This is a genomic window from Paenibacillus sp. IHB B 3415 (assembly GCF_000802655.2).
Classification (GTDB): Bacteria; Bacillota; Bacilli; order Paenibacillales; family Paenibacillaceae; genus Paenibacillus_AQ; species Paenibacillus_AQ phytohabitans.
In genome coordinates, this window is the sequence record NZ_JUEI01000020.1 from 71,507 (window position 1) to 94,885 (window position 23,379).

At 49.8% G+C, this 23,379-nt stretch carries 20 protein-coding genes and 1 pseudogene; 17 read left to right on the forward strand and 4 right to left on the reverse strand.

Features of this window, described 5'->3' with window-relative positions; all coding sequences use genetic code 11:
• Position 1: 1 nt before the first annotated feature.
• Positions 2 to 952, reverse strand: a complete 951-nt coding sequence (locus QW71_RS11175; RefSeq protein ID WP_039297477.1) for a hypothetical protein — start codon at positions 950 to 952, stop codon at positions 2 to 4.
• Between the two features lie 110 nt (positions 953 to 1,062).
• On the opposite strand from QW71_RS11175, the gene QW71_RS41810 reads away from it, so the two are divergent.
• From QW71_RS41810 to QW71_RS11255, 17 genes and pseudogenes are all read left to right on the forward strand, one after another.
• Complete coding sequence (locus QW71_RS41810; protein ID WP_268794613.1) at positions 1,063 to 1,194, forward strand: hypothetical protein; 132 nt, start codon at positions 1,063 to 1,065, stop codon at positions 1,192 to 1,194.
• A 371-nt stretch (positions 1,195 to 1,565) separates the two neighbouring features.
• Positions 1,566 to 2,227: pseudogene (locus tag QW71_RS41285) on the forward strand (ATP-binding protein).
• Positions 2,228 to 2,378: 151 nt separating this feature from the next.
• Positions 2,379 to 2,624, forward strand: coding sequence for an acyl carrier protein (locus QW71_RS11185; RefSeq protein ID WP_039297479.1), 246 nt, complete (start codon positions 2,379 to 2,381; stop codon positions 2,622 to 2,624).
• A gap of 12 nt (positions 2,625 to 2,636) precedes the next feature.
• The gene (locus QW71_RS11190) at positions 2,637 to 3,965 is read left to right on the forward strand and encodes a hypothetical protein (RefSeq protein WP_052769982.1); all 1,329 of its coding nucleotides are present in this window, start codon (positions 2,637 to 2,639) and stop codon (positions 3,963 to 3,965) included.
• Positions 3,966 to 3,998: 33 nt separating this feature from the next.
• On the forward strand, positions 3,999 to 5,108 hold the full coding sequence (locus QW71_RS11195) for a hypothetical protein (RefSeq protein ID WP_039297481.1): 1,110 nt from the start codon (positions 3,999 to 4,001) through the stop codon (positions 5,106 to 5,108).
• On the forward strand, positions 5,062 to 6,240 hold the full coding sequence (locus QW71_RS11200; RefSeq protein WP_039297483.1) for a radical SAM protein: 1,179 nt from the start codon (positions 5,062 to 5,064) through the stop codon (positions 6,238 to 6,240). Before QW71_RS11195 ends, QW71_RS11200 begins: the two co-directional genes overlap by 47 nt.
• A gap of 2 nt (positions 6,241 to 6,242) precedes the next feature.
• Positions 6,243 to 7,127 carry a hypothetical protein gene (locus QW71_RS11205; RefSeq protein ID WP_039297485.1) on the forward strand — a complete coding sequence of 295 codons (885 nt, stop codon included), beginning with the start codon at positions 6,243 to 6,245 and terminating at the stop codon, positions 7,125 to 7,127.
• Between the two features lie 2 nt (positions 7,128 to 7,129).
• A complete protein-coding gene (locus tag QW71_RS37930) occupies positions 7,130 to 8,041 on the forward strand; it encodes an FkbM family methyltransferase (RefSeq protein WP_052769983.1) in 912 nt (303 codons plus the stop codon).
• 10 nt (positions 8,042 to 8,051) lie between these two features.
• The gene (locus tag QW71_RS11215) at positions 8,052 to 9,035 is read left to right on the forward strand and encodes an ATP-binding cassette domain-containing protein (protein ID WP_039297488.1); all 984 of its coding nucleotides are present in this window, start codon (positions 8,052 to 8,054) and stop codon (positions 9,033 to 9,035) included.
• Positions 9,032 to 9,835 carry an ABC-2 family transporter protein gene (locus tag QW71_RS11220; protein ID WP_039297491.1) on the forward strand — a complete coding sequence of 268 codons (804 nt, stop codon included), beginning with the start codon at positions 9,032 to 9,034 and terminating at the stop codon, positions 9,833 to 9,835. Before QW71_RS11215 ends, QW71_RS11220 begins: the two co-directional genes overlap by 4 nt.
• Before the next feature lie 9 nt (positions 9,836 to 9,844).
• Positions 9,845 to 10,648 carry an ABC transporter permease gene (locus tag QW71_RS11225; protein WP_039297620.1) on the forward strand — a complete coding sequence of 268 codons (804 nt, stop codon included), beginning with the start codon at positions 9,845 to 9,847 and terminating at the stop codon, positions 10,646 to 10,648.
• A 27-nt stretch (positions 10,649 to 10,675) separates the two neighbouring features.
• Positions 10,676 to 11,734 carry a Gfo/Idh/MocA family protein gene (locus QW71_RS11230; protein WP_047013735.1) on the forward strand — a complete coding sequence of 353 codons (1,059 nt, stop codon included), beginning with the start codon at positions 10,676 to 10,678 and terminating at the stop codon, positions 11,732 to 11,734.
• The gene (locus QW71_RS11235; RefSeq protein ID WP_039297495.1) at positions 11,727 to 11,978 is read left to right on the forward strand and encodes an acyl carrier protein; all 252 of its coding nucleotides are present in this window, start codon (positions 11,727 to 11,729) and stop codon (positions 11,976 to 11,978) included. The genes QW71_RS11230 and QW71_RS11235 overlap by 8 nt, the downstream gene beginning before the upstream one ends.
• Entirely contained in the window at positions 11,972 to 13,483 is a 1,512-nt protein-coding gene (locus tag QW71_RS11240; protein ID WP_039297498.1) for a discoidin domain-containing protein, read from the forward strand. The genes QW71_RS11235 and QW71_RS11240 overlap by 7 nt, the downstream gene beginning before the upstream one ends.
• Positions 13,484 to 13,579: 96 nt before the next feature.
• On the forward strand, positions 13,580 to 16,024 hold the full coding sequence (locus QW71_RS11245) for a glycoside hydrolase family 38 C-terminal domain-containing protein (protein ID WP_039297502.1): 2,445 nt from the start codon (positions 13,580 to 13,582) through the stop codon (positions 16,022 to 16,024).
• Between the two features lie 325 nt (positions 16,025 to 16,349).
• Positions 16,350 to 17,903: a response regulator gene (locus QW71_RS11250; RefSeq protein WP_039297506.1), complete on the forward strand. Its 1,554-nt coding sequence runs from the start codon at positions 16,350 to 16,352 to the stop codon at positions 17,901 to 17,903.
• A 428-nt stretch (positions 17,904 to 18,331) separates the two neighbouring features.
• Complete coding sequence (locus QW71_RS11255) at positions 18,332 to 19,075, forward strand: class I SAM-dependent methyltransferase (RefSeq protein ID WP_083442507.1); 744 nt, start codon at positions 18,332 to 18,334, stop codon at positions 19,073 to 19,075.
• Positions 19,076 to 19,591: 516 nt separating this feature from the next.
• Here the strand turns inward: QW71_RS11255 and QW71_RS11260 are convergent.
• From QW71_RS11260 to QW71_RS11270, 3 genes are all read right to left on the reverse strand, one after another.
• Positions 19,592 to 20,545, reverse strand: a complete 954-nt coding sequence (locus QW71_RS11260) for an ROK family protein (protein WP_047013736.1) — start codon at positions 20,543 to 20,545, stop codon at positions 19,592 to 19,594.
• Positions 20,535 to 22,361 carry a class I mannose-6-phosphate isomerase gene (locus QW71_RS11265; RefSeq protein ID WP_039297509.1) on the reverse strand — a complete coding sequence of 609 codons (1,827 nt, stop codon included), beginning with the start codon at positions 22,359 to 22,361 and terminating at the stop codon, positions 20,535 to 20,537. The genes QW71_RS11260 and QW71_RS11265 overlap by 11 nt, the downstream gene beginning before the upstream one ends.
• Before the next feature lie 108 nt (positions 22,362 to 22,469).
• The gene (locus QW71_RS11270; protein WP_039297512.1) at positions 22,470 to 23,369 is read right to left on the reverse strand and encodes an AraC family transcriptional regulator; all 900 of its coding nucleotides are present in this window, start codon (positions 23,367 to 23,369) and stop codon (positions 22,470 to 22,472) included.
• Positions 23,370 to 23,379 lie beyond the last annotated feature (10 nt).

Below are 23,379 nucleotides of genomic sequence, written 5' to 3' on the forward strand. Positions count from 1 at the left end.
CCTAGGAGGAAACAGATTTCCGCCTGAAAATATAAACAGCATTAGCAGGCGAAGGGGGTAACAGGAGGGAGGACAATCCCTCGCTGAGCTCCATTGTGAACTTATCTGCGCTGTAATAAGCGTCGAAATCTCCAGTCACCGCAGGATCCTTTGTTCCAAGAACGATATATAAGTCAACCGAATCCGTCTTAAATACATGTTTTTCATACGGGTTTTTAGGGACCGGCCAAGAGCAGAGTACTACTTCAGGGCTGTATTTATGAAGGGCAGCTTTGGCATCTGCCTGTTCCACGAAGCCGGGGTAATCGATATAGTGCTTCCAGCTATAGTCGTCTGTTGCTGTGCAGTTGATATTTTTTTCGTTCAAAAACCTGGTTAACGTACCGTCGCCTGCAGCTATTTCAAGACATTTTTTATCGCCTATCAAGCTTGAGAGTTCGTTAATTAAAGGCTTTGAATAGAAACAATAGATGCCTTTTTTATTGACGAGGGGCATTAATATCTTTTTATTCAGGAGAATCCGCCAACACAGCCTGAATAGGCCCAGAGAAACCGGCTTTCGTTCAAGCCCCTTTTTGAATAAAAGCTTTTGTAAGATCATGCCGTCCCAGAGGTTGAACTTTACATTTCCGGCAGGAGTTTTTGAAGAAGCCGTTATATTTAGCTGCTCCAGCAGATGGATGGCAAATCGGGCCTTAATCACATTGGGCAGAAAGGCATTAACTGTTTTTTCATTAAAGCCGCTTTTGGAAATTTTATGATTGGCCATCTTTGCACTTGCCGTATATTTATCAAGAATGGCAGGAATTAGATTAGAATTCTTAGTGCTTTTTAGTATACTTAGTTCTTGCAGTACCTCCGCCTGATACTCCGGATACTGTTGTAATAATGTTTCTACACTAATTTCATTGGCTAATATTTTACGGGCGGTATCATTCGTGAAATTTCTCATTCTATTCTCCATTGTCATTGAATTTCGTGCAGCGCATCTCTAATAATGTATCATATCTCATTCAGAATGTTGTAGGATAATGCTCAATTATATCTTCGGTAGCGAATGTTATGGATACTGCGAGTAAGCTAATCCCGGCGAATACTTTCTGCATTGCCAATCTGGACAGCCTGTCCACCAAGGTGCTCAAATCATTTAACCGGGATAAGATCATGCTGGTCGAGGGGCTGGTTGGTGGATAATAAGGAATCGTATTGTGCCCTGGTTACCGAGCATGCGTCAAGGTCTGCTTTTAATAGATAATAATCTGACCCACCCGCTGACCCGGGATATGGATGCGACACAGTTCGTGGGGGGATGTTCGTTTATCGGAGTGCCGATTCGTAATGAACAAGGGGAGTTCTACGGTTCACTATGTTCATTCGACCAGAATTTCTATCAGTATCAGGAGCGGGATGTGGAGCTGCTGCTGTCCTTGTCGGCTTTTTATACGGATCTGCTGGAAATGGAATCGACCCTTACCCAACTGAAAGCTGCGGAGGAACAGGCCATTCAAGTGCTTGAGGATAAAAATAATTTGCTGGCCGTACTCAGTCACGAGATCCGTACACCGATGAACGGGGTGATTGGAATGACGAGTCTGCTGCAGACGACAGAGCTGTCCGAAGAGCAGACGCTGTACGTGGATGTGATAGAGAAGAGCGGCAGCAATCTGCTGGCGATGATGGATCAGATTCTCGATTATTCCAAAATGGAAGCCGGGACCATGACGCTGGAGAGCAACCCTTTCCACATCCGTGATGTGGTCTCCCATGTCGTGCAGTTGTTCTCAACGGAGGCTGAGAAGAAAGGGATAAGGCTACATGCCGTCTATGGCAATGAACATAGAGATGAGCCTGCTCTGCTGGGGGACAGCAATAAAATCAGTCAAATTCTCACCAATCTGGTGGGCAATGCGCTTAAATTTACTGAGCAGGGTGAGGTATGCCTAATTGTGCAAACTGAGGCCGCTGCGGAAGACCGGGTCACCTTCTCCATTGAAGTTAAGGATACCGGCATTGGACTGCCTGTAGAACAGAAAGCCAACCTGTTCCGCTCCTTCTCGCAAATTCATGAAAGACGCTCACCGGGAAGCTATAGCGGAGCCGGACTGGGCTCTCCATCTGTAAGCAGCTGGCTGAGCTAATGAACGGCAAAGTATGGCTTATGGATACCAGCGAACAGGGCAGCACGTTTGCATTCGCGATTCCTTGCTCTGTGGCAGGATTTATATGAGGACGAACCGGCAGGTGAGGGTTTAGATATCAATCCAATAAAAAACCTATACATTTCATAAAAATGTGAGTTAGAAGCTGGAACCATAGGATTGTATTATTATTGGTAAGGAATTCCTTATTAAAATTCATCATGCGGGGGGAATTGTAATATGCAGGAGACCATTGTGCGGATCTTGAGTGAAATTAAGAACAATCCAGAGCTGTTGCTCACTGCCACTGAAGCCACCGATATTGTGAATGATGTGGGTCTGGATTCCTTACAAATGATTAATTTCATTCTCCGGATTGAAGACGAATTTGAAATTGAGTTTGATTTTGATCACTTTGCCTATGAGGATTTCCAGTCGATCGGGGATTTCATGGGGTTCATCACAGCCACGCAAACTGCTTCGTAAGGGGGCTTCATTATGAAGTCAACCGTAGTTCTAGGCACCTTTGATTCCGAGGCGTGGTGGCGGAGTCCGCATGGATCTATGCTTCCTTCAATGAACAGCAGCCAAGCTGTGACGATGGGCATGGATGAATTGTTGTTTCCGTTATGCAAGGAGCAGGACATTCTGTTCACCCGGCAGCCCATGGACGAGCATCTTAGAAGCTATTTATCGCTGCTCGGCTATACCTTCACCCCTATTCATTGCAGAAATCCCGTTCATGCGGATGACTACAGGCTGCATGTGTTTGATCTTCTAATGGCTGATGCAGGCTACTACCAGCAGCTACTCCCGCAAGATGCTATAATCTCTCCCTATTCTATTCTTTCTGATGCCAATGAGGTAGTACGCAGGTTCAGTTTTGGTAATCATTTTCCCTCCTTAGATACAGTTCGAGCAGTGAATTCAAAGACCTATTCTCATGAATTAAGACAAAGATTGGGCATTCGCAATAGTTCCTCGATAGCTGAAAGTGCTGAGGAACTGCTGACCTACGGCCTTCTGCTGCTACGGACCGGACAAGTGCTGGTGAAGGACCCGCTGGGTGTCTCAGGCAAAGGCAATATGTTAATTTCAAGCGAGAGAATGCTGAGAAGAATTGCCGCCTATCTGCAAGAGCAAGAGAATAGAGGCAAACAAACACAGTTCATTATCGAACCCCTGCTTGATAAAACGGAGGATTTCTCCTGTCAGCTGTTCATAACAGAGCAGGGGGAAGCGGAATTGTTGTCTGTTCAACGAATGGTGAATGAAGCCTTCTCTTATGCAGGCTCCTATCCTGCCGGTTCCGGGTTTACCCGGATGCTCCGGGACAAGGGTTATTTCAGCATTATGGAAAGTGCCTGCAAGGACTTGTTCGAGACAGGCTATCACGGCGAGGTATGTATAGATTCCATGCTGCTGGCAAGCGGTGAGCTGGTGCCCATCGTTGAGATTAATGCCAGAAAGTCCATGGGGCTGATTAACCATCATCTCAATAACGATTTACAGCAGTATTCCTTGTTCAGCTTTTTGACCTTTATCTCGGCAGGCTGCTCCACGGAAGTGACCATGCTGCAGGTTCTGGAGGTTCTAAGAGCAAGCGGATTGTTGTTTACGCAAGAGAACAGGCAAGGAATTATACCGCTGGGCGCAAACACGCTGTTCGGCTCCGGCAATACCGTATTCGCTGACGCGGAGTTTGAATGGCGGAAGGGGAAGCTTTTTGTAGCTGCTCCCTATGCCTCTGATGTGAGTGAAGCATTCACGCTAATCCAGCGGGTGAAGGACGTCTTGAAGTCTCTAACCATTAAGGTTTATAACTGACCAGTCTTGATCGTAAAAAGAGGGAGCTGACAAATGATTACCATTTTATGCTCATCTGTCGCATTGGGGGTATATACACCTGCGGTCCTGTTACGTGACGAGCTAAGCAGGTCATATGAGGCCGATCTGGAAGTGCTGGAAAGCTTGTATCCGCCCGAAATAAGACTGAAATTAACCGAAAATAAAAAGGTTTTCTCTACGAGATTTGAAGTAGCCAAGCTGGGTCACAGAATGATCAGGGATATCACACCGAATCTGGACCCGCAGCTGGTAACCCGGCTTTTAGGCAAGTGGGCGGAAGAGAACCGGAGGGTGTTTATGGTTTTCTCGGGATTCTGGATGCCTGTTCTGGAAGAGTACGCGAAGAGTTACCGCAAGGATGTGCATGTCGAGCTGATTCATATGGATGCAGTCATATCTCCATCGTGGAAGCTCTATTCCAACAATATCCGGAACGATCTGTTTACGGTGAACGATGTCTGGTTTTTTGACGGGGCGTCTGGGCGGGTGAATTACAGTATTTCCATGGGTCATGCTGCCCCTAAGGACTATAAGGAACGTGACCACCGGTTCGTCATCCATGGCGGCGGCTGGGGAATGGGGACCTACAAGGAGACGGCAGCGGAGCTGAATCACTCCCTGGATTTGAACATCGTCATTCATGAGCTGGCGGATGATCAGGCTTATGGAGCCGGCCACCGTTACTACATGGTGAAGCCGGGCTGGTCGCCCTGGATGAAGAACGAAGACAATGAATATACCCTACCGCCATTCGGTGAAATTATCAATCAGTGCTTTAACGAGGATACCCGGGAGAAGCATAGCTTTTATAAGGTGATCTGCAACTCGAAGGCCATTATCAGCAAGCCGGGGGGAGGAACCCTGCTGGATTCGCTGGAATCCTCCACGCCGGTTATTTTCCTGGAGCCGCTTGGTGAACATGAAGCCAACAATGCCGAGCTATGGGAGCAGCTTGGGTTCGGCATAGGGTATGAGAAATGGATGAGTATGGGTTGTCCGCTTGAGATGTTGGAGGCATGTAGTGAGAACTTAAAAAGCTATAAGACTCAAGTGTTACATTACGGGAGGTGTTTTGATGAGACAGCCGCAAACATCCGTAGTTCTGGACAGGGATTCCTTTGAGCGCCTGAAGAAAACCATTAAACATATGTCGGTCACGCACAAGCAGGTTCATCTCGACCCAACGTATTCAACGAATCTTCCTGTGGAGGTCGGGCTTAAATTAACCAATGGCTGCAACCTGCGCTGTAAGCATTGTTTCGAATGGAACGCTGAGGGGTATCACCGGGATTTGGGCAGAGCCGAGCAGAGAGAAGAACTAGATTTCGCTGTGATTGAAAAAGTGTTCCGGCAAACCAAAGAAACGAACGCCAATATGTTCCTTTGGGGAGGAGAGCCTCTGTACTACAGCCGTTTCAATGAATTGGCCGACCTGCTGGAGAAGGACCCCAGATGGACGGTACTATGTACAAATGGAATTCAAATCATTGAGAAGCTGGATTCCATCCTCAAAATGTCCAAAAGTCTGGTCTGTCTGATCAGTCTGGAAGGCTTCGAAGAGGAGAACGATGCGATCCGGGGAAAGGGCACCTTCAAGAAGGTAATGGCGGGCATTGATAAGCTGCTGGAGCTGGAGAAGGAGGGCATCTACCAAGGGAAAATCTCCATCCATCTGACCATTAGCGATGTCATGATTGATAAGCTGTATGATTTTGTTGAATTTTTTGAGAATAAAGGAATTGACTCGGTGTATATTACCTTCCCGTGGTATTTGCCGGATGAGGTATCGAGTAATATGGACCGCTATTTCAACGAACATTTCAAGTGGCTGGCGGAGGATCTGGAGGAAGGGCACCGCAATAGCTGGCATTCGTTCAAATATAAAATATCGCCCGACAGGATTGAACCGCTGCTTGCACAAATGGAGAGGATTAACCAGCGAACCTGGAACTTAAGAACACGGTATCAGCCCGCGCTTGAAATGGATGAAGTACGAGACTTTGTATTGGGTTCAGAGAAGCCTGCCCAGAATAAAACGCAATGCTTGTCGATCCGCACCAGACTGGATGTGCTGGCTGACGGTGAAGTCAGTGCCTGCAAATTATTTCCGGAGTTCTCCTTGGGGAATCTGGCGGACCAGGATCTCAAAGAGATATGGGATGGCGAGAATTTTGAAAGGGTCCGGGAAACCCTGCAGTGCGGCCTGATGCCGGTATGCTCCAAATGCATTCTGCTGTATCTTCACGGAAAATAAGAATGGAGGCTATAACGAAGAATTCCGCTGTGAGCCGCAAAGTGATGGATTGGGTGGTTCCCCTAGGCCCTTATGATTGTTTGTTGAATGCGGTTACATTGTGGTTGTCTGTTCATCATGCCGATCCAAATCCGCTGTACAGGTATAATTTCTCCATTAATTATTATGCAGGCTATGACTGGTTCGACGGTACGGTGCCGGTGAATGAGCTGTTTAGCTTTATCCGGCGCGCTTATGGGGTTGAATTGAAGCCTTGCCGTTTAGACTCGATGGTTAGTGGACGGATGTATTTGCTGCCGGTGGACGCCTATTATGTGTCCTATATGAAGGAATTTTACGAGAATGACCATATGCTGCATTATGTGCTTGCTGAAGCGGTAACGGATCAGAGCCTGAGAGTTACAGATCCTTATTTCAAAAAAAGCCTATTGGCAGACAGGACTTGCGTGGAGCAAGCATGGCGCACCTTCGGCGAACCGGTTATGGAAATTAGCTCGCCCTTGAGCCTGAATCCTGATCTGAACTCTATCCGGCCTTACTTAACAACACAGCCCTATGAAGAGTTGCTCCCCCGCACCTTTGCCCAAATTTCGGAACGGATCATGTATGTTGGAGCTTATAGGGGGCCGGAGAATTTAATGGATAATCCTGTGTTCAAACAACAGTTTGGCTGCATCCGCACGATTGCTCTATCGCGGTTAAGGCATTTCGGCACCTGCAGCACCATGGATTATGCTCACCTTGGCTCAGCGTGGAGGAAGCTTGAAGTGAGCTTTATGAAGATGACGATAAGCTTGGACAGAGGGGTAACGGCTACCGTGAAGCATCTGAAGCAAATTGCGGAGGATGAGCTTGCTTATTTACATTCCTATACTACAGGAGGCTGAGGATGCCGGGTGAAACAAGGGTTGAGCAGATCGAGCGGCTATTCTGGGAAAAAAGGATAGCTGCCGTTACATTGCTTAGGCGGGCGCTTAAAGAGCAGGTGGAGCAGATTGAAATTCTCAAAGAGGAAACCCGGATCAGGCTGACGGACGGGAGACGCTTTTATTGGGATACCCAATATATTAACAGTCTCGGGTTTCTTATGCGGGATGGATTTGTGGAGCGCGAGGAGAGCCGGTTATTGTCCGTATTGATCCGTGAAGGATTTGAAGTATTTGATATCGGGGCGAATTATGGATGGTATTCCACGTTATTCGCACAAGCGGTGGGGCAGAGGGGCAAAGTTCATAGCTTTGAGCCGGTAAGCCCCACATTCTCCGAACTGGAAAGAAACATCCAATTAAACAAGCTGCAGAATGTAGTTCTAAATCAGCTCGCGCTCTCTGACTATAACGGTGAAGCAGAGATCTATCTGCCTGTAAAAAGCGGGTCTGAGGATGCTGCCTTAGTGATTGACCGGGCCTTGCAGCATGAAACCTACCGTTGCCGGGTGCAAACTCTGGATACGTACATTGAGCAGCAGCATATCAGTCACATTGACCTGATGAAAATCGATATTGAAGGCGGCGAATTAAAAGCATTAAAGGGAATGGAACAGTATTTGCAGCAGCATCATGAGAAGCCCCTGCTAATGCTGGAAGCGACGGAAGTTCTGGCTTTGCGGTTCGGAAATTCGATAAGTGATGTATTCCGGTTTTTGAAGGAGTATCAGTATCAGCTCTTTCAACTGGCCGCAGATGAGCTTGTTGAGCTGGATAGCGCTGCGGAGTTACAGGCACAGAATATATTTTGTCTGCAGCCGGAGCATATCCGGATGTACAGCCCGTTCATAAGATTGATAACCATAGCAAAGTAGGGATGCCGGTATGGTCATTCATGTGGATCAATTGAGCAAGTCCTTTGACTACTACAAAAAAGAAACGGGAATCAGAAACTCGGTCAAGAATCTGTTCCACAGGGAGAAATTAACCAAGGATGCCGTGAACAAGGTCTCGTTTGATATTAATGAAGGCGAGATGGTTGCTTTTCTGGGTCCGAACGGAGCAGGCAAAACCACAACCTTAAAAATGCTCTCCGGCATCTTGTATCCGACTGGCGGCAGCGCGGAGGTACTGGGCTACATTCCCTGGGAAAGAAAGAATGACTTCAAAAAGCAATTTTCCATTGTCATGGGCCAAAAAAACCAACTGTGGCTGGATCTGCCGGCAAGCGATTCCCTGTATTTAAACAAGTGTATTTATGAAATCGGCGATCAGAAGTATAAGGATACACTTGACGAGTTAGTTGCGCTGATGGATGTCAGACACCTGCTGCATGTACAGGTCAGAAGACTGTCCTTGGGTGAACGAATGAAGATGGAGCTGATCGCTGCTTTACTGCACCGGCCCAGGATTATTTTTCTGGATGAGCCGACCATTGGCCTGGATCTGGTGTCACAGAAGAACATCCGCGAGTTCCTCAAGGCTTACAATCATGAATTCCGCACGACCCTGCTGCTTACGAGCCACTATATGAAGGATATTGAAGACCTGTGTAAGCGGACCATCGTGATCAATCAAGGCAAGCTGGTGTATGACGGGGAAATCCGCAAAATCAATGAGGTCATGAACGAGAAAAAGCTAATGAAGCTGACCTTCTCGGCCATCGTCGACCGGCAAGCTTTAGCAGCTTTGGGTTCAATTAAAGAATACAACGGCTATGATGTCATTCTCGAAGTGGAGCGTGCGAAGTTCAAGGAGTATTCCAGAATGGCCATGGATCACTTTCCCGTCATTGATCTGAATCTGGAGGACATTCCCCTGGAGGAAGCCATTGCACGATTATATGAACAGCCGGAGCCGCGCGGATGAACAATAAATTTGCCGTCAGCTTTTCGCTGGGAATCCAGAACTCCATGGAATACCGCTTCAACTTTTTTATGGGTTTTGCCAGTCTCTTTTTCCCTATCTTCATTCAGCTCTTCCTGTGGAAGGCGGTATATAGCCATGCCTCCAATGTGAACTTATATGGCTATACCTACCGCCAAATGATCGTCTACACCATTGTAGCTGCCCTGATCTCACGGCTGGTTGCTACGGGTCTGGAATATGACATTAACCATGATATTAAAAGCGGGGGACTCAATAAATACTTGGTGCGGCCGATCGGTTATTTTCCTTATAAAATATGTGTCTACCTTGGCGGAAAGGTCCTCTCTTTTGCCATTACGTTAATCATGCTGCTGAGCGTGGTGCTGTTCATGGTTTATTACTTCAAAGCGCCAATCAGCGTATCGCGCATACTGGTTTTTGGTGTCGTGCTCATACTGGCGGTTGTGCTTAATTTCATGATTTCATTCTCGGTCAGTGCGATTGCCTTCTGGTTAACCGATGTCTCTTACTTTTTTCATGTTACAGCGTTATTGATTCAGATTTTTAGCGGCGGGATTTTCCCGCTCGATATTTTTGGGGCGAAATGGCTGGCCGTCTTCGACTATTTGCCGTTCAAGTATACGATCTACATGCCGGTGAATGTAATCAATGGCAAGCTGACCATGCTTCAGGCGCTGCATGTAATAGAGCTTCAACTGTTATGGATTGGACTCATTATGATGCTTACGCGCTATATTTGGAAAGTGGCGATCAAGAAATATATTGCCGTAGGGGGTTAAGTGAACCCGATGCTCAAATCACTCCGGAAGTACGGTTTCATATATACCTTGTTCATCAAAAATTCCCTGATGTCCCAAATGGAGTATAGAGTTAATTTCCTGATGGGTCTGCTGGTGGAGACCTCCTATCTGTTCGCCAAATTCCTGTATGTGATTATTGTCTATGAGGCGGGACTTACACTGGATGGCGTGCCCATTGATGCGATATTGCTGTTTATTGGCACCTACACCTTGATGACGGGGTTGTATTGGGGACTGTTTGCCATCAACTTCGTGCAGATCCCTGAGCATGTAAGAACAGGGTCACTCGATATTTTGTTAACCAAGCCGATTTCCCTGCAATTTATGATGACATTACGGAATGTTGACTTTGGTCTGGCGATCCCGAATGTGCTGGGCGGAGTGACCATGGTTGTGGTGGGCTGGAGAAGACTGGGGCTTCCGGTCGATGTTGCTTCAATAAGCGGGTTCATCTTCTTCCTCGTGCTGGGGCTGTTCGTGACCTACACTTTGTTCCTGATTCCGCAATTATTATCGTTCTGGTTTATTCAAATTGCTGCTGTAAATGACATCTCCAACGGGCTGTTCGAGCTGAATAACATGCCAATGTCGATCTACTCCAAATGGATTCAGCGTATAGGGATATTTGTTATCCCTGTTCTATTGATTACTAACTTTTCACCATTATTCGTTCTGGACCGGTTACATCAGGGCCTCTTCCTCTGGGCCATTCTGGCCCCAGTCCTATTGCTGGGAATCACGAGATGGATCTGGTCCAAAGCGATTCGTAATTACAACAGCTCAGGCGGCTAGATATCCGGGATCACAGGAGGTAAGGGTATGAATACTCAGAAGCCATATCGTATTGGAATTTTGGGCTGCTCAACAATAGCTCCGTTCTCGATCATTAACCCGGTCAGGGAGCTTAATCAATTTGTAACTTATGCTGTAGCATCGCGTGATTTGGAACGATCCACAGCCTATGCGCTGAAGCATCATATTCCGCATGTTTTTGAAAGCTACGATAAACTGCTGAAGTCGGCGGACATTGATGTGGTCTATATTCCGTTATCCAATTTCCTGCATAAGGAATGGACGCTGAAGGCGATTGAGGCCAACAAGCATGTCTTGATTGAAAAACCGATGGCTCTACATGCCGATGAGGTTCTGTTAATCAATGAACGAGCCAAGGAACAGGGTGTACATGTCCTTGAAGCGCTAATGGTGCAGCATCATCCGTGGCAGCAGGAGATCACGGACATGATAGCAACTGAAAAATACGGCAAGCTAAAAAAAATCCGAACCCGAATCTCCTTTGAAATTCTGCAAAGCAACTATAGCGCGGATAATTACCGGTTCAAGCCGGAGTACGGAGGCGGCTGCTTCATCGACGAATGCTCGTATTGGCTGCAATTTATCCAGAAGGTCATTGGTTTAAAGCCGCAGGCACTGGACGGATTCTCGACATTCTCAGGCATCAATCAATGCGACTGGACCTTTCATGCGGCGCTGCAATATGAAGGGGGCGTCGAGGCAGAATTCCTGGGTTCCTTTGAAATGCCGAACAATGCCACCCACTGGCTGGAGTTTGAGCGGGCCAAGGTAAGGATCAGCGGTTTTTTCAAGCCTTGCTATGGGGATTACAAGATCGTCATTCAGGTTGAACATACGGAAGAGGGAACAACAGATAAGCTAGTATACTCCCCGCAGAATTACTATGTGAACCAGCTCCGGTTTTTGGCTGAGGTTCTTGGGGGCGCAAGAGAGAATATCCCCTTATCCGAATCCTATGAACGAGTGGCAACCATGAATACTATCTATGAGATTGCCAGGAGGAAGCATGCCCAGCAGCCCGGCATGGAAGATAGACCGGACGGGGAGGCTGTGAATTATGGATGACAGAGAACAGGAGATTCGTAACATACTCATTCAATTGCCCGGCGGTGCTCCCCATCTGAAGAATGCAGGTATGGACGCGGACCTGCGAAGCTATGGCATGGATTCGCTATTGTTTATTCATTTTGTGGTTGTCATGGAAGAGCATTTCTCGATAGAGGTTAGCCCGGAATTTCTCGATATAGATAAACTGTACAGTCTTCAGAAGTGGAGAGAATATATTGATTCACAGGATCTTGTATGTTAGTGGCCTTGGAGATGGACTATTACAGCGAGGGCTACCGGACCATGCATTCCAATTGTGTGGATTTACCCATGGCGGGTGCCGCGGGCTTTCATCAGTATGAGAACTATTTCTACTACACCTTTTTGTATTCAGTCATGATGAATTGGGGAGAGGCAGCGGGCGGGGACTGGGCTGCCTCCAGGCGCACTATTCTTAACAAGCTGGGACTAACCCTTAAGGTAACTGAGGTCTCGGATGCTGCTGAGCTTCTGTCTGCGATTCGCATGAACATTGATCAGCAGTGCCCGGTCGTGATGATTGCCAACTACAACTATTTGTTTTTTTTGAGCCAATACGGGTCGGTCATTGATGATCATGCCGTGTTAATCACGGAATATGATTCCGCCAGAAGGCTGATCGTGATCCGGGAGAATCAGCTGAACAAGGAGGTAACCTTGAATGTAATGAAGGGGGAGCCTTTTTTCAAGCTGCAGCTGACCGAGGAGTTGATAGCGGATATCTGGAATAAATCCAATGCTTCTTTCAAGGAAATCAGGAATTATTGTTATAACAAGCTGTTTAGCGTAGAGAAAATAGGCTCACCGGAGTATCACAGCTATCTGGAGCTGGTTGAAGATTTCGTGCAGTGCTATAAGAACCGCACCAACCATCTAATAGAAGCCGTGGATCGTTTCAACGACAATGTCGCTCTACTGGAGGGGCTTAAAGACGCAAATGCCATTGCGGTTGAATTCGAAACCATGCGCAGGAGTTATCACGGCTCGGCGATCATCATGTTTGATATCTTCGAGAAGGCGCTGCCCTGGTTATCCGCTCATGAAGATTGGGGGCAGATATTCGGCGGGTTCCGGGATCAATATATCAAATTCAGATACCATCTGATCTCCAGCTTCCATGCGGATACGCTGAGACGGAAGCTGATGCCGCCGGATAGAATTCTTCAGCTTACAGAGGAGATTAGACATCTGGATACGGAGCTGTTCTCTCTGCTCGGTAAGCTGCTCGCCCATCATCATAAGGAGCAGGAATCTCACAATGCCGCACAGGCTTGGACGAATTATGCGGCTTGCGCTGAGGTATCGGCGGATAGTGAGTATAGCCTTGACCCGGAGACCGTCTGTCATGCCAGCCAGGCGGTGAATGGCAGGGGGGAGAATTGGGTCACGGATTCCTGGCATTCGGACACTGCCCAGCCCGTCCATTGGCTGCTGCTGGATCTGCTGAAGCGCAGAGATCTTCTGAGATTTGTGATCAGGCATTCGCCTGCCCCCGGCTATATCACGATGGATTATGAGCTTCAGGGAAGCAACAACAAAGAGCAGTGGGACCAGATAGCGGCTGTACGGAATAATGAGTCTGTCTTAACCGCGCATGAGGCTGACGGCTGTTCGTTCAGATACATCAGACTATATATTACTTATCCGGCCCAGAATGATTTTCAGGCGCGGATCTATGAGCTTGAAGTGTGGGGGCTGGCTGATATCACTCCAGCCTCAAAAATCTGATATGATTCAAAAAAAAGTAGGATATCCTTCCATTTGGCCTGCTGGATATAATGGAAATGTGAAAAATAAAATGCCATATTGATTGGAGAATCAAACATGAACAACAAGAAGAAATGGACGATTTATGTGATTCATCATTCCCATACGGATATTGGCTACACCGAGCGGCAAGAGAAGATCGAGCAATATCACGTGGACTTTATCAGGCAGGCTATTGCGATCTGTGAGGCGGCTCAGACGGAAGAGCGTAAGGAATGGGCGGGCTTCAAATGGACCTGTGAAACCTTCTGGGCCGTGGAGAAATTTCTGGAGGAGGCCACGGAAGCAGAGAAGGAACAATTTGCAGCCGCGCTCAGACGCGGGGATATTGAGTTATCGGGCACCTACCTGAATATGACGGAACTGATCAATTTCGAGCTGCTGGGCAGTATGCTTGCACGGGCAGGGCAATTCGCCCGGCCGCTGGGGCTTCAAGTGAAGTCGGCCATGACCGCGGATATTAATGGCTACAGCTGGGGTTACGTACAGGCTCTGGCAGATGCGGGAGTCGAGAATTTGCTGTCCAGTATCCACACGCATCACGGGATGTTTGCGGTAGGGCGCAAGCAATTCCCCTTCTATTGGGAGACGCCCAAAGGAAACCGTCTGTTAGTATGGAGCGGTGAGCATTACATGATGGGGAATGATCTTGGCATCAATCCGGATGGAGCGCTGTCCTATACCATCAAAGACGAAGACCCGGTATGGGGCATCTCCAAGGATCACTGGAAGCTTGCGGAAACCCGAATCTCGCGGTATCTGGAACAGCTGGAGAAGGAGCAATATCCATACGATTTTGTATTAGTGAATGTCATGGGACTGCTGCGCGATAACTCGGCTCCGAATCCGAGAATTATGAGCTTCATCAAGGAATGGAATCAGAAGCACGGGGACCATGTAGAGATTGAAATGACAACGCTTAACCGGTACTTCGACCTATTGCGGCAGCAGGAGGCCGAGATTCCTGTCTATAGCGGTGACTGGCCGGACTGGTGGTCCGATGGTGTGGCTTCAACCGCGATGCACACCCAGATCTTCAGGAATGCCCAGCGAACCCTGGACGTAGTCAAGCGGCTGGACCCAGAGCGCAAGATGGCGGCGTCAAGCGATATTGCCCAGGCAGAGCAGCAATTAATGATGTATGCCGAGCATACCTGGGGATATCACTCCTCCATCTCGGAGCCCTGGCACATCATGGTGCAGGAGCTGGCAGTCCGCAAAGAGGCGTATGCCGCCAATGCCAGCAGACTGGTTCATGCCTCGCTGGATGCGGTTCTGAAGGCGCGGGGCGATGTGCTGCTACGGGCAGACCGGGCATTTATCTATAAAGTAATCAATTCCTTCGATTACACCGTTGAGGATCTGGCTCATTTCTATCTGGAGGAGCAGTGGGAAGCGGATTATTTCCGGCAGGGGTTCGAGGTGGTCGATGAGCAGAGCGGAGAAGTGGTCAACCATCAGCAGGAGAAGGTAAGCAGAGGATACCAGATAGCGGTCATGGTCAAGCTGGGGGCGAAGGAAGAGAAGCGGTTCAGTATCCGGGAAGCCTCGAAGACCGTCCCGGTGACGACAAGCAGCACCCGCTTGCGGGGAGCCGACCGGATTCATGATATACGGGATATCTTCCCTCCTGTGCAGGAGAAGACCCCCCGTCTGTTCATCACGGAGAATCATATTGAATCGGCTTACGTACGTATTGCGTGGAGAGCCGGAGAAGGCATCGTCTCCTGGATAGATAAACAAACCGGCCAGGAATTCATTGATCCCCGTCAGACTCACGGAGCCTTCACACCGGTGTATGAAGTGACCCCCGGCGGCGGTGACGATCAGATGACGGTGAGAAGAATCATGGGCAGGAACCGCAAAGGCATGAATGTTCAGCGTTCTGCCGGTATCCTCTCAGGTGTGAAGGAAATAACGAATGGCCCGGTTTATGGCATCGTTGAATTGAAATATCAGGTTCAAGGGATGAGTCATTATTCGTTATTCCTGAAAGTGTTCAAGGGTCAGAAGCGAGTCGATGTATCTGTCCGCATCCACAAGGATAGTGTGTGGGACCCTGAGAATGTATATGTCTCGCTACCCTTTAATAATAGGGGCAACAGTGAGCTGTGGTTTGAGAAGACTGGGGCTGTCCTAAGGCCGGGAATCGATCAGGTACCGGGCACCTGTACGGATTTCTATTGTATACAGGAAGGGCTTGCGATTATGTCTCCTCAAGGCGGACTATCCATCGCGACTCCCGATACGCCTCTGATGCAAACTGGCCCCTTGGAATACGGCCCAAGGCTCGTGCATGGCCAACAAGAAGAGAATGCCCATACCTCATTGTATGCATGGGTGCTGACCAATTACTGGGAGACGAACTTCAAGGCGACCCTCGGGGGATTCTATGAATTCCGGTATATGCTGCAATGGGGAAGCGAAGCGGATACGGCAGAACAAGCTATTCAGTTGTGCCACAGTGCCAATGCAGGCACGGTTGCATTCAGAACCACATAAATTCCGGCGGGCATAAGAAGGGCTGAATCTTTTATAGAGGAGCCCTTTTTTTGTCTAATTTATAGGCTTCAAGCTGTATAGATTGAACTTGAAAATATACAGACAGGGAAAAGTGACGGAGGAGAATTTTGGCACTGTAGGAGCGACAGCGTCCGCCTTTGTCACCGGATTTCCACCGCGAACAGCGGTATTAATCAAGAAATCTGGGGACAACAGCGGCCGGAGGGCCAAACATTCTCTGGAGTCACGGCAATCCCGGAACAGAAGAAAAGCAAGTTCACTCTATGTGGAAATGAGTCTTGTGTAAAAAAGGGAGGCGTGCGCTGTGTACCGTATTCTGATTGTGGATGACGAACGCATTGAGAGAGAGGGCATTCAGCAATTGATACAGGAGCACCATCTGGAGCTGGAGACACTCCTTGCGGCGAATGGCGAGATTGCGCTGGAGATCCTACAGAAGCACAAGATTGATATTCTGATTACGGATATCAAGATGCCCTTTATGGACGGGCTGGAATTGTCGGAGAAGGTCAGCAGCCTGGGCCTGGATATTGAAATGATCATTTTCAGCGCTTACCATGAGTTTGAATATGCAAGAAGAGCCTTGCGGACCAACATATCGAATTATTTGCTGAAGCCGGTTCATATCCCGGAGTTTCTCAGTGTGGTGAGCGAGGCGATCCAGGCCTGTGAAGACAAAGCGGCAGAGAAAATGCGGAACGAACAGCTGGTGGAGGGGTATAACCGGGGACTTCTGTATGAGAAGGAAAAAATGCTGCTGGACTCTCTAAACGGCGTGAAAATAAATACGGAGGCATGGATGTCCCCGGAACTGCTGGAATATGTCCATCACAAGCATTGGCTGCATATGATTCTGGTGGATTGCCGCCGGAAGTTTTTTGATATTCACAATGATGAATTCATTAGGCTGTTACACAATAACCTCAGCTACGCCTTTGATTATGTGAACTTGAGCGAGCATCAAAACATGCTGTTCGTCAAGCACCCCCGCCCCATCCCCAAAGAGACGCTGCGCATGCTTGGAGATCAGATCATCCGCGCCGCCGCCGGGAGCCTGGAGCTGAATGTGGGTCTGGTGATCGGGAGAGCAGTGAATCAGCCGGAACAGCTATATGATGCCTATACCGAGATGGAGCAGATGCTGGAATTCAAATTTTTCATGGATGAGTATACTCTTCTATTTGCCGATGAACCCTTTGAGCAAGCGGGTTTTGACGAGATCGAATTGAATCCGATTCTGGATAAGGTCTACCAGTGTCTGGAGTATAACGATTTTACCGGTGCGAAATACAGTATAGAGCTGCTGTTTACCTACCTGAGAACCAAGGGGCAATTCTCGTCCCTGTACACCAAGTTCATCTGTTCGGAAATTATGAAAAAGGTGGTGACGCGCGAGAAAAACCATGAGCCTGCGGAAATGAATCATTACTTGGAGCAAATTCATAAGACCGTTTCCCTTCACGATCTGAAGGATCATATGTTTGCGATCCTGTCCCTCATGGAAACCGGCAGCGGAGCGAGCCCCAAGAAGGGTGCCAATCTTAAGCTGATCCGGACCATTACAGATGTAATCGACAAGGAATACGATCAGGATCTCTCTTTGGAAGGCATCGCGGAGAGGGTCTATTTGACCCCCAGTTATCTAAGCTATTTGTTCAAAAAGGAGACGGGCCAGAGTCTCATCCGTTACATCACGCAGGTGAGAATGGACAAAGCCGTTGAGCTGCTGAATACAACGAATATGAAGATCGTCGATATCTATAAGAAGCTGGGCTACAGAAGCTCGACCTATTTTATCCAGACCTTTCGTAATTACCACGGAGTCACTCCGGCCAAGTTCAGGGAAGGCTCTCCGTAGGGTAGATAAGAATTGGTTATATTTATTAATTACCAGGCAGATGATCCGAAAAAATATAAAATATATCTAAGAGGCACTAAAGAAATTAACAAAAAGCAAAAGAAGCGGAGGGGAAATTTGGAACTGTAGGAGCGGTAGCGACCGCCTTTGTCACCGAATTTCACCCGCGAACAGCGGGATTAATCAAGAAATCTGGTGACAACAGCGGCCATCTAAGAGGCACTAAAGAAATTAACAAAAAGCAAAAGAAGCGGAGGGGAAATTTGGAACTGTAGGAGCGGTAGCGACCGCCTTTGTCACCGAATTTCACCCGCGAACAGCGGGATTAATCAAGAAATCTGGTGACAACAGCGGCCTGAAGTCCAAATGTTCACCGCAGTGACGATGAAGCTTCAAGGTTGGAAAAGTGACGGAGGAGAATTGGGGGAATGACATTGATTGAACATGACAACCTTGAAGAATATCAGGATCCGGTAAATTACGATCTTGAATTCGGTGGTGAAGAGGACAAATATCAGTTCTACCTTGAGCTTGCCAGATCGAATCCCGGGGAAGTGCTGGAGCTGGCTTGCGGTACAGGCTTAACAACAATCCCGCTGGCGAAAGCCGGCATTAAGATGACGGGGGTAGATATCTCTTCAGCGATGCTGGCCCATGCGCGGCTGAAGGCGGAAGGGTTGCCGGTTACTTTCATAGAAAGTGATGCCCGGACCTTTGAATCGGACAAGCGGTTTGCGATGATTTATTTGACCGGGAATGCCTTTCAGGCATTTTTAAGTGATCAAGACCAGATCGGGTTGCTTGCGACCGTTCACAGGCATCTGCAGCCCGGCGGAATCTTTGCCTTCGAGACCCGTAACCCCAAGGGCACAGAGTTAGCTGATGAAGAGGAGACCGGGTGGGGATCGTTCATAGATAAGGACGGGAATATCGTCAAGGTGTCAGGCACTCAACGCTACGATGCCAGCCGGCAGATCATGCATTGGGTAACTATTCGGGATTGGGGGAATAAGCGGACAACCTCACGGATTTCTTGCCGATTTACGGATCAGGATGCGCTGCATTCTGTATTAGCCCGTCAGGGCTTCCGCATCGAGCATCAATATGCGGACTGGCATAAAACACCCTTCACTCTGACAGCTTCATCAATCATTAGCGTTTGCCGCAAATGATCCAACTATTTCACGCTGTAACGATACCGGAAATAGTTGGATTTTGTACACTTGCTGATGGACGATGGGACTCTGCGGCGGAAGCAGTTGTATAAACAGCACTTAAATTCTCCGATTTCACCCCAAGCAGCGAAAACGCACAATAACAGATGTACTTTTTCCACTTGCTTCCGTACATCCCCCGGAAATGGGCAAATTAAGATACGTTTTTCCACTTGTGATCCTGAGCTGGACGGGTGGCAACGACGAAGCACATGGCGAAACGCTCAGCGAAAGCGCATGGTGAAGCTCGCCGCGAAACGCTCAGCGAAAGCGCATGGTGAAGCTCGCCGCGAAGCCCGCGGCGAAAGCGCACGGTGAAGCTCGCCGCGAAGCCCGCGGCGAAAGCGCATGGTGAAGCTCGTCGCGAAGCACCCGGCGAAAGCGCATGGTGAAGCTCGCCGCGAAGCACCCGGCGAAAGCGCATGGCGAAGCTCCCAGCGAAGCACATGATTAAGCACCCGGCGATGCCCCTGCCTATCCCCCGCTGAACATCCGGGCAATGCCCCGGAAGGTATAGGCGAGCACATGCTCCGCCGTGCGGACCGTCAGGGCGGGGGAGCATGACCTCTGCAAGCGGTCCAGCAAGGCAGGGCCGAACAGGTCATGGCTTCGGGAGATTTGCCCGCCCAGCATGATGAAGTCCGGCCGGTAGCCGTCCACGTAAGGCTGGAGCATCTCCCCGAGCCGGGCTCCGAATTCGGCGAATACCCCGCGCGCGGCAGCATTCCCCTCTCTGGCTTCAAGGGCAAGCTCCTTCACATCCAACTCTGCTCCCGGAAGCCCCGCCTCCCCAAGTCCCGCTTCACGGGCCAGCTTCAGGATGCCTCTGCGGGAGAACCAATCATCCGCCCTGCCGTCAAGATAAGGCTGGTCATACAGCCAGCCGTTCGGCGGGATGCCCGGACCGTATTCCATGATCCGCGAGCTGTCGATGAAGGCGGAGCCGAGCCCGGTTCCGAGCGTCAAGGCCATGAACCGCTCGCGCGGGAATTCCGCGCTGACTCCCAGCGCAAACAGGCGGGCGTCATTCTCGAAGCGGATATCCATTTCCGGTAGCGCGCCATCCTCCCCGGAACTGCCAGCGGGCCAGCGTGCGCGTAAGGCTTGGCCCAGATTCAGTCCGTAGATCGCCTCGAATTTGCCAAGCCCCCGGATCAGACAGATCCCCTGCCTGTAATCGAACGGGCCGGGAAAAGCCATCCCGATATGATAGCGGCAGTCCGTTACAGTGTCCCGGAACCTGTGCTGATACAGGTCGTACTGGGCCTGAAAGATAGACATAAAATGGTCAAGGATCGTCTCCCGGTCCCGGTCAGCCAGGGCGGGGAATTCCATGTCACTGCCCTGCAGCGGAAGGCCGTCCTCCAGCACGCAGGTCTTAATAAAGGTTCCGCCCACATCCAGCGCGAGTACGATATCACGGCTCAAGTAGACTCACATCCCATGCTGCGGAGACACCGGCCTTGATCAGCTTGCAGGGGCCGGAACCGGTATTGACGATGGTGTATTCCCCTAGTACAGCCGGGAGAATATACGATTCCGCATAATGCAGCTCCACAAACACCGCCCCGTCCGCAGCAGACACAATCCGCACCGCCTCTCCTTCAACGAGGTTATACATGGTCATTTCGCCGCGAGTATCGTCTTTCCAGGTATCCTTCAGATGAACACGGTGGACATAGAACAGCAGATCGCTGCGCTGTCCCAGCACATACTCTTCATTCTCCCCTTGCTGCTGCACAAGCACCGGCGAAGGCATGAGCTGCTCTTCAACCCGGGCAGTCTTCTGCGTGAAGTCAATATTGTCGAAGGCGAAGTCGATGTTGATCGGCCGGGGTTTGCCGTCCAGATCCTTGCGCAGAAAATCATAAATTTTGAAGGTGAACCACCAGGTGGTAGAGGAGATTTCCAGCACCAGATTGTCTTTGCCTGCGGAATGAATGGTTCCGGGCGGGATTAGGAAAAGCTCCCCCTTCCGGGACTCATAACGGTTGACATAATCGGTCAGCGTAAGCGGGATGCCCGTCTCCTGAGCCTTCTGCACCTCATGGCGGAACTGCTCAGGTAGGCAGTCTTCAGTCAGTCCCAGATAGACCCCGGAATTCCCCTGCTGCTCCATGATGTAATAGGATTCCTGCTGGGCCATGAATTCATTGAACCGGCTGCGGATATAGTCCTGGGTAGGGTGGACCTGACAGGACAGATTGTCTCCGTCCATCGTGTCCAGATAGTTGAAGCGGATCGGGAAATAATCTCCGAATAAGCTGGTCAGACGTTCCCCCAGAATCGCCGGATGCTCCTGCTGCATGACCAGCAGAAACGGAATTTCCATCTCTTTGCCTTCATACCCTACAAGGATGGAATTCTCGGGGGCAATCGGCTCGAAGCTCCAGGCGCAGTTCACCCAATCCTCCGGCAGATCGGCCAGCTGTTTGAGGAATTGCCCGCCCCACACCCCCGGTGCATAAAAAGGCTTCACCCGCAGCGGCGACCCGGCAATATCCGAGATCATCCGGCGCAGGGACGGCACGGCAGTCATGACCGGCTGCTTCGGCTGATTCAGGTCGAGGTAGTAGTCCATTTGATCCAGGATTTGTTTGCGGTAGGTTTCGAGAATAGGCCATTCCACGAACAGGGCGATTTTATATTTCTCCACGGCATCCCGGTTCCAGTTAAGGCCGAAACTCAGCAGTTCCTGCCGGTGGCCGGCCTGCTGGTATTCACGCGAGACATCCAGATATAAGGACAGATCGAACCGGCCCTCTCCAAGCCAGTAGGCCCCCGGGCCAAAAACCAGACAGAATGCAGCCGAATCCGTACCCGGCTCCGTTTCATTCAGCCTGCGGGCGGCTTCTTCCCTGGCCCCGTCCCGGAAATAATCCTCTATACTTCCGTCAGTGAAATAGCCGAAGGCGCGGTTATCCGTAATATTGGCGGCAAAAAATTCCCGCAGCTCTTCGCCTGACTTGAGATAGCTGCCCGAACCGATGAGGGACACGGAATGACCCGCCTGCTCGAGCGCCTCCACTGTTTTTTGCAGAACAGCTTGAAACGGGGCACCGTGGGTTCCGTCAAAAGCTACATACAGCTTACCGCTTCCCTTCCCGCTGGCGAGCTGAAGCAGGGTAGCGGCAATCGCTGAATAGCCCTCCCGGAGCACTGCGGGAGGAGCAGCCAAGGGAATGTCATCCTGAGGAACAGGAATAGGGCTGCGTACAAGGTTGACTGGTCGTTTAACAAACATGGGGAACTCACTCCTTCTAAGGGTTTACAACCATTGTAAGGAGTCCTTGCGGGATTATCTTTGAATACGGCGTCTGATTTTTTGTACAATCCGGACATTTGCTGACGATTAGCTCTGGTTCTGTCTTCCGTCTGCAAATTGCGATCTGCGGAACCGGGCGGGGGAGACACCAAGCTGCTTGGTGAATACGCGGGTGAAATAGTGCACAGACTCGAAGCCGCAGCGCTCGGCGATGTCCTTGATGGGCAAGTCGGTGTGCAGCAGCCAATCCTTGGCTTGTTGGATTCTTCGTTCCTGAATATAATGGACGAAAGTCTGGCCCAGGCATGCCTGGAAGATCCTCGACAGATGGCGTGGAGAGATATCCAGTTCCAGGGCCACTTGGGCCATGTGCAGCGGGGAGGACAGATTGTCGCGGATATAGCGCCTGGCCCGCTCCAAATGGCGGTGCTCCCCGCTGTCCTCCTTCATGGTCCCGGCCTGCAGATGGGGTTCGGGGGAGAACGCCTGCGGGAAAGAATGCAGCAGAGCAAGCGCCAGATGGTTCATCGGCAGCCGGGACACCGCCGCTTCGCTCTCTGCAAGGCTGAAGAGAGTCCGCCAGATTCGGGCAGAGAGTGCGGCAGCTTCATGCGGGGCTATGGCCTGCCCTCCGGCGGCGAGTTCCTGAAACGGCTTGCGGCCGTCCGCAGAGCTTAAGGCTTCGTCGATTTCAAAGGCAATGAAGAACAGGACCAGCCCCTGCTCACTGCGGATCTGGTGCCAGATGCCCGGACGTGAGCAGAACAGGGTTCCCGGCTCGAGGGGGAAAAGCACGTCGTCATCCTGGTAAGAGCCGGTGCCTTGCTGGACATAACAGACTTCAAAAAAAGAATGGCGGTGCAGGGAATTATTATAATGATTCGGCATGAAGCCCCAGTAATGAATATGAAATGAGGTTTGTCCGTCACTGATATTTGAGATATGCTGATTCAAAAGTGTATTGGCTTTGCGGTACGCCAGGCGCATGGCGGGACCT